Genomic DNA, 6,486 nt, shown 5'->3' with positions numbered 1-6,486 from the left:
GGTGTAGGGGCAATTCATGAATTGCCCCTACGGGTGTACCTCACGTGAACGAGAACCGCTATATTTGATAATTTTTATATTTAAGTGAATTGAAAATAAGGAAGAGTAAAAACATCTATTTCCCCTTTTTATCTGCCCTAGTGTACGCTGTTCATGACACTTACTTAAAATTTTTTAGACATCCTCTTAATTAATACCCATTTTTATTCAACTTGTGTCATTTGTCAAGGACAGTTAAGACACCTAACTAATTAACTGCTTTTATGAATGGACAGTTAAGAAAGAACACGAAAAAAGTCGGTAAACCAGATTTATATTTTATATTAAGCTAGAGTTACTATCTCAAGATATATGAATAATCTCTATGATATTGTAATTGTAGGAGCCGGGATTTCAGGTTTATGTGCTGCTCGTGAGCTTAGAGAAAAAAATTTTCTCATCCTGGAAAAAATGGAACATCCTGGCGGTCGAATATTAACCCGTTATCACGGGGAAATAGCCTATGATGTTGGTGCTATTTTCGGATATCGAGAAAGCAATTTGAATTTTTCATTGCCTTCATCAGAGTTAATTGCAGAGAAAAACGATATTGGACTGTTTTATATAGGTAAAGTTCATTATGGAAGCAGAATTGAGGAATGTTTGTCAAAAGTTGGACTAACTAAAGAAGAACTAGAACAAGTCAAACAATTCTCTCGTAAGCTTGATTTAAATCTGCTTTCACCAAAAATCTACAAAATTCTTAATGCTTTTTTTCAAGTCATCCATCCTGGGGAAATGAAGGAATATATTCCTGAGAGATTTCGGGATACTTTTATTCGGTTTGCTAGCAATCATCATAAAAATGGAAATGGAGAACTAATTCAATATCTAACGGATTTAGTAGGGGATAGAATGCGTCTTGATGCTGAAGTTTTGTCAGTTGAGGAACGAGGCGATCGCGTATATATTGAATATATAAGGCAAGAAAAGAAATACTCCCTTCAAGCAAAAAGTGTTCTCTTGACCGTACCCGCACCAATTGCCTACAAGCTGTTAGTTACTATGAATAAAGAAGCTCGTAACTTCTTGCATTCAGTACGTTACGCTAGAGGATCTGTAGTTGTTTTAGCATTGCCAAATCACCTAATTTGTGATTTTTCTTATATCGTCACAGTAGGAGCGTCTCCTAACACTGTAATTCGACAAAACAAAGGCGATATTTGCTTACTAAGTTGTTATTATATAGGCGAACAAGCCCAGGAAATTTTGACTCTGCCTGACAACGAAGTTATAACAAAAACTATCAATCATCTCAACGCCCTTGGAATTGGCACTCTGTCTCAAGAACAACTGAACTTCACAGATATAAAACATTGGCCGCTGATTGGGCCAATTATTTCTGAAGAATTTATAGCCAATCAAAATTCACAGTCAATTCGTCCTTCCGAACGAGTTTTTTTGGTGGGAGATTACACACTTAACACAAAGCTTCCTTACGGGATGGTTGCAGCCATGAATTCGGGAAACAAAGCCGTCGCTCTCATACAAGCCTTTTTAAACCAAACGTTGACATCCAACTATTTTTCCTGGGCAACAGAACCATTAACTGATGCCTACCTGTACAAAATAACTCAAAACAAACCCATTTTTGTTGGGCGCAAAGCCGAGGGGACAGTTGCTTATTATGGACTGATTCTACAAGCTGAATATGATCAATCTTTACGAGATTATTTATTAGAAAATCGGCGTGACTTTTTATGGGAATACCACCAAGGCTATGGCGTGACTGCCGAGGATAGCACCCTTGTTTTAGAAGGGTTACTAGAAGCCAAAGTATCTCACGAAATTCTACTACCAAGTCTTCAGCGTTTAGTAGAACTATTTTTCGAGGGCAATACCGGAGCTTTTCATACGATTCCCTTCAATAGACCAGGACGAGCAAAATATTGGCTTGGGCCATCACCCGATGCTACGGCTCATGCTGGTTATCTCTTACATCGTGTCGCACCAATACTTTACCAAAAGGAAATAGAAGCTTGTTGTCGCTTTCTTCAGGCGAATCAGCAAGAAGATGGAGGTTTTCAGGGACGTTGGTTTCCTTCCCGCATGATAACGACTTATTATGCTTTACGACTTTTACACCGGATGAACTGCCCCGTTGCTGTAGAACGAGCAAAATGCTTTGTTTTAAATCAGCAGAAGAAAAACGGTAGTTGGCAGGATTCGGTCATTGAGACTGCAACGGCTATTCTAGCCCTCCGAACAATTAATCCAGATGAACCTGTTATTGATAGAGGGAAAAAATGGCTAGTTGAACAGAAAAGTTCCAATGGCTGGCGCCCAGAAGCTGTACTTTATTACTGGTTCGAGACTGAAGAAAATGAACGCCTATTCTTTCATGGAGTAGATAGAGGGAAAATCACGACGGCTTGGGCTATGTTGGCACTTGCTGATTAAGTGAGTCTAATGATTCATTGGACTCGGAAGAAGACAAATTCCAGTCCCGTGATCTATTGGCTATTTTGTACACTTGGCTCAAATCATCAATTGAAAACCAGGAGTGAGATACTCTTAGATAAGCCTTCACTTCCACCTTGCCCCCTGGACGAAGCACGAATTTTATGTGATGTAAAAACCGCCAAAAGGCGCTGATCTTGTCTTTCTTATAAAAAACAGACTCCCATTTAAGGTATAAAGGCCAATCTTGTGCATTTATCCCTTGGTGAACTAGCCCAGGATAGGCTAAAAGTCCATCGCGTTTTTCTGGCAAGCACAGACCTTTTTCTACTAACTCATCTAAAAAGCTCTCAATTCGCTCATACACTGTGCTATCGAAGCTAAAGTAACACTCTAAACCGATAGTTGGCAGCACTTCATCACCCACATCAAGATTAAGAGTTATATTGTTTACTCGTTCACTGAGCCAGTTTACTAGTTCTTTGAGGGTTGCTTGATTTCCTTTCCAACCCACACGTTCAAGGTACAGAGGTATTTCCAATGGCTCAATGTTCCGCAGGCAAAGCCGAAGAAAGTTCGTTGGTCGGCTAAACATGGCAGCAACTTGAAAAGCGTAACCTGTAGAAGGGAGCGCCTCAATACAATCAGTCAAGCAGCTCATGATATTCTCAGAAAGTGGTTGTCCTCTAAGAACAAGAAGAGCTTGTTTTAACCATTGGTAATCTTTGCCTGGAGCGATCGCATTGTTCTCAGGTTTGAAAAATACTGAAGGTACAGGTATAGCTGAAGATGACTCGTCAATATCAAATTCTAGCCACATATTTAAAATTTTATTAGCGAACAATGATGCTGGATTTGCCCACTCCTGAGCAAAACTACGAATCAAGTTCCAAGAAGGCACTGAAAAAATATTTTCCTCTAGTAAATTGTCTTCTCCTGCAAGAATTTGACGACCTATATTAGGATAGACACACAATAAGAAATCGGCGCGAGCGCTACTTTCTTGTAATCGGCATTCATAGCCAAAAAACGTCGTAATCGAAGCAGGCAAATGCTGAACCGTTGCGCTAATTTGCTCTAAATGTTCAGATGAAATAAGAGCAGATGGTATATAAGGATTGACAACTGCTCGCAGAGTACTACTCAAGCTCTCTGTCATATCAAAATTCTTCTATTCATTAGCTAATTTTAATTGCTGTAGCTGCCAAGGAAATGTTACAGATTCAGCTTTGAGTTTGGGCATTGTAGCAAACTCAAAGCTGAAACAGTTGAATCAAATGCAGCTACAGCATAACCATCAAGTCAAGTAATTGAAATTAACCTGGCTATTACCAACCACCGGAGTCACCTTCGTCGTCATCAATATAAGTGTTGATGGCCTCTCCTATTGCTGCACCTGCTTCTCCATCAGCCCAGCCTCCTGCCTCAAGTCTTGATTCTTGTGGAGACTGTTGTGCAATCCACTCGCTCTTAAGAGATGCCAAGCCTTCTTCAACATCCTGTTGGCTAAACTGATATCCTTTTTGGGCCCCACGTTCGATCGCGAATTGTATACCGCTTTCCACGCTATTCACGTTTTGCGAAAAATCGTTGACTACATCTGGGTCATTTAAAAAAACTTGAAAGAATTCCTTGAAACTCTCTACTGACATAACATCTCCTTAATTTCTGGTTTCTGCCCCTAGTTTTTGAATGTCTGAGATTTTTGTAATGTTGGGCATTTGAACGTTAGAGCAAGCAAAGGTTAGTTATAACAACCTGTTAAGTTGCACAATTTTTGCTTGATTGATGATGATTAGTGTACACAATAATGCAACATTATTTCTAGCAAAAATCTCTCTTTTTCTTAACTGTCTTAACTGTCTTAACTGTCTTAAGTAGTAGGTACGAAAAACCAACCTATATGAACAGAACTAGCCTTTTTGCAATGAACATTTGTACTATAAATAAATAATATTAGCCTATATTCGACAAGGAGATTTTACCTATATTATTGTTGTGACTTTAATTGTATTGCTTGGACTTTTATACAGTCTGATTGGAGGACATATATAAAGTTATACTTGATGCTTAATGCCACTTTCGGGACTGTGGTTGAATTGGAACAGGAGAACGAGAAGGTACTTTATCACGTTTTAAGAGCAAAGGAATACTCAGAAGTCCCAAAATAATTACGACTCCGGTCATTATCCAAACCATTAACCTAGTTGGTCTATAGTCCCCTTGTTCAATTTGCCAGAAAACTTGGTTGTATCGCCATGCAGCTAACGCAATAGTCGAAATTCCAAAAATCACTAAAGCCAGACCCAAATTTTCCGAGTTGGATAATGGCTGTACCGGAGGTTCTTGTTGAGTAATCATAATACTAAGCTGGTGCAGAAATATACCAAATCGCGCGATCGCAAAACCAAAGCCAATCAATGCAATAGAAGTGCGTAGCCAAGCCAGAAAAGTACGTTCGTTCGCTTGATGCTCCCTTTGACGGTCAATTTTTGGTATTTTATCCATGAGTATTTATTGATGCTAAGTTTCCCTTGATGAATAGCATTAACTAATGAAAGAGCAAACAAGTCCAGCAACGACTCCGAGAAAACCCCAAGCGATCGCTAGAATCTTTACAATAGTAAATAAGGTAAAGATGTATATCAGAGTCAAAATCAATGGGATTATTCGGATTTGGCAAAAAGGAAGTTATACCCACGCCTGACGAAGCTTTGTCAGGAAGGGCACAATCTATGTCAGTACCCGCAGCTCATTATGTTAACAAAAATCCCCTAAAAGCTCCTTATCCCGATGGATTAGAAAAGGTAATTTTTGGCTTGGGCTGTTTTTGGGGTGCAGAACGCAAATTCTGGCAACTTAAAGGAGTTTACACTACCGCAGTCGGTTATGCTGCTGGGTTTACACCCAACCCCACCTATGAAGAAGTATGTAGTGGACGAACCGGACACAATGAAGTGGTGCTGGTTGTGTTTGATCCCAAAGTGATTAGTTATGCCGAACTGCTCAAAGTCTTCTGGGAAAGCCACAATCCCACCCAAGGGATGCGCCAAGGTAATGATGCTGGCACTCAATACCGTTCGGGAATTTATGTATATTCCGAAAGTCAAAAGCAGCTAGCAGAAGCATCGCGGGAAGCTTATCAGCAAGCTCTCAACGGTGCAGGTTATGGCAAGATTACTACAGAAATCTTAGATGCACCTGAATTCTATTATGCCGAAGCTTACCATCAGCAATACTTGGCTAAAAATCCCAACGGGTATTGTGGTTTGGGAGGGACAAATGTTTCTTGTCCCGTAGGTGTAGTTGAATCGCAAGTTAGTTGATAGAAATGGAGTTAGTAGGGTTGGAAACTTAACGTTAGTTCGACGAACCTCTCCTTACCTTGAACTTTAGTTCAAGTCTGTCCCTTTCCGAGTCGGAGAGGGACAGGTTTTGTGTAGTTAAGAATATTTGTAGGTTGGTTGAACAAGGTGAAACCCAACAAACCCGGCAAAATTGTCTGGATACATTAAGCTGTTCGTCATCTAGTTTTACACGGCAATCTAGGACAGCAAAAGAGTTCAGGCGCTAAATTATCAAATTTAGATGCGCGTCAGCTTACCTCATATAAATGCGATCTGCAAGACAAGTCAGTGCATTGAGGATAGTTTTAGCAGCGATGACAGCTTGTGCAACTGGAATTTAGTAAAATAACATAGCCTCTACGACATCATTGATAAGTTTTGTTTAAGCATTTACAGCAAATGCTCAAGATTTGTTAGTCATGTTAAAGCATTTACAGCTTTTGCTTAAGCAATTGTTGTAAACGCTCAAGTAAAAGTTAATAACGTTAAAGCATTTACAGCTTTGACTTAAGCAATTGTTGTAAATGCTCAAGTATTTGTAAAATTGCTTATATTTTTGGAATGCAGCAGTTGCATTAAAATAGCGATGTCTACGACGGGCTACGCCTATGCATAAAATACCGAAAGTATTGAGATGGTGCGTTATACCCTTGGCTAACGCACCCTACAAGATTACGAATTACGAATTAAATGAGCTAGG

6 protein-coding genes are annotated in these 6,486 nt (G+C 39.6%); 3 read left to right on the top strand and 3 right to left on the bottom strand.

What is annotated here, in order from left to right; genetic code table 11:
- Positions 1 to 351: 351 nt before the first annotated feature.
- Entirely contained in the window at positions 352 to 2,439 is a 2,088-nt protein-coding gene (locus F8S12_RS26015) for an FAD-dependent oxidoreductase (RefSeq protein WP_196519184.1), read from the top strand.
- On the opposite strand, the gene F8S12_RS26010 is transcribed toward F8S12_RS26015, so the two are convergent.
- The 3 genes from F8S12_RS26010 to F8S12_RS26000 all read right to left on the bottom strand — a co-directional run bounded on the left by F8S12_RS26010 (position 2,417) and on the right by F8S12_RS26000 (position 4,947).
- Positions 2,417 to 3,598 (bottom strand): hypothetical protein, encoded by a 1,182-nt coding sequence (locus F8S12_RS26010; protein ID WP_196519183.1) that lies wholly within the window; start codon positions 3,596 to 3,598, stop codon positions 2,417 to 2,419. The genes F8S12_RS26015 and F8S12_RS26010 overlap by 23 nt on opposite strands.
- 169 nt (positions 3,599 to 3,767) lie before the next feature.
- A complete protein-coding gene (locus F8S12_RS26005) occupies positions 3,768 to 4,091 on the bottom strand; it encodes a hypothetical protein (RefSeq protein WP_196519182.1) in 324 nt (107 codons plus the stop codon).
- 418 nt (positions 4,092 to 4,509) lie between these two features.
- Positions 4,510 to 4,947 carry a YidH family protein gene (locus F8S12_RS26000; protein ID WP_196519181.1) on the bottom strand — a complete coding sequence of 146 codons (438 nt, stop codon included), beginning with the start codon at positions 4,945 to 4,947 and terminating at the stop codon, positions 4,510 to 4,512.
- Positions 4,948 to 4,993: 46 nt separating this feature from the next.
- Between F8S12_RS26000 and F8S12_RS25995 the strand changes: the two genes are divergently transcribed.
- A complete protein-coding gene (locus F8S12_RS25995) occupies positions 4,994 to 5,146 on the top strand; it encodes a hypothetical protein (RefSeq protein ID WP_196519180.1) in 153 nt (50 codons plus the stop codon).
- On the top strand, positions 5,100 to 5,765 hold the full coding sequence (msrA, locus tag F8S12_RS25990) for a peptide-methionine (S)-S-oxide reductase MsrA (protein ID WP_196519179.1): 666 nt from the start codon (positions 5,100 to 5,102) through the stop codon (positions 5,763 to 5,765). Before F8S12_RS25995 ends, msrA begins: the two co-directional genes overlap by 47 nt.
- The last annotated feature ends 721 nt before the right edge of the window (positions 5,766 to 6,486 follow it).

Source organism: Nostoc sp. WHI (assembly GCF_015714725.1).
In the GTDB taxonomy this organism is placed as follows: domain Bacteria; phylum Cyanobacteriota; class Cyanobacteriia; order Cyanobacteriales; family Nostocaceae; genus Nostoc.
Note: the sequence above shows the minus strand (reverse complement) of the source record. Positions and strands in the feature narration are given on the sequence as shown.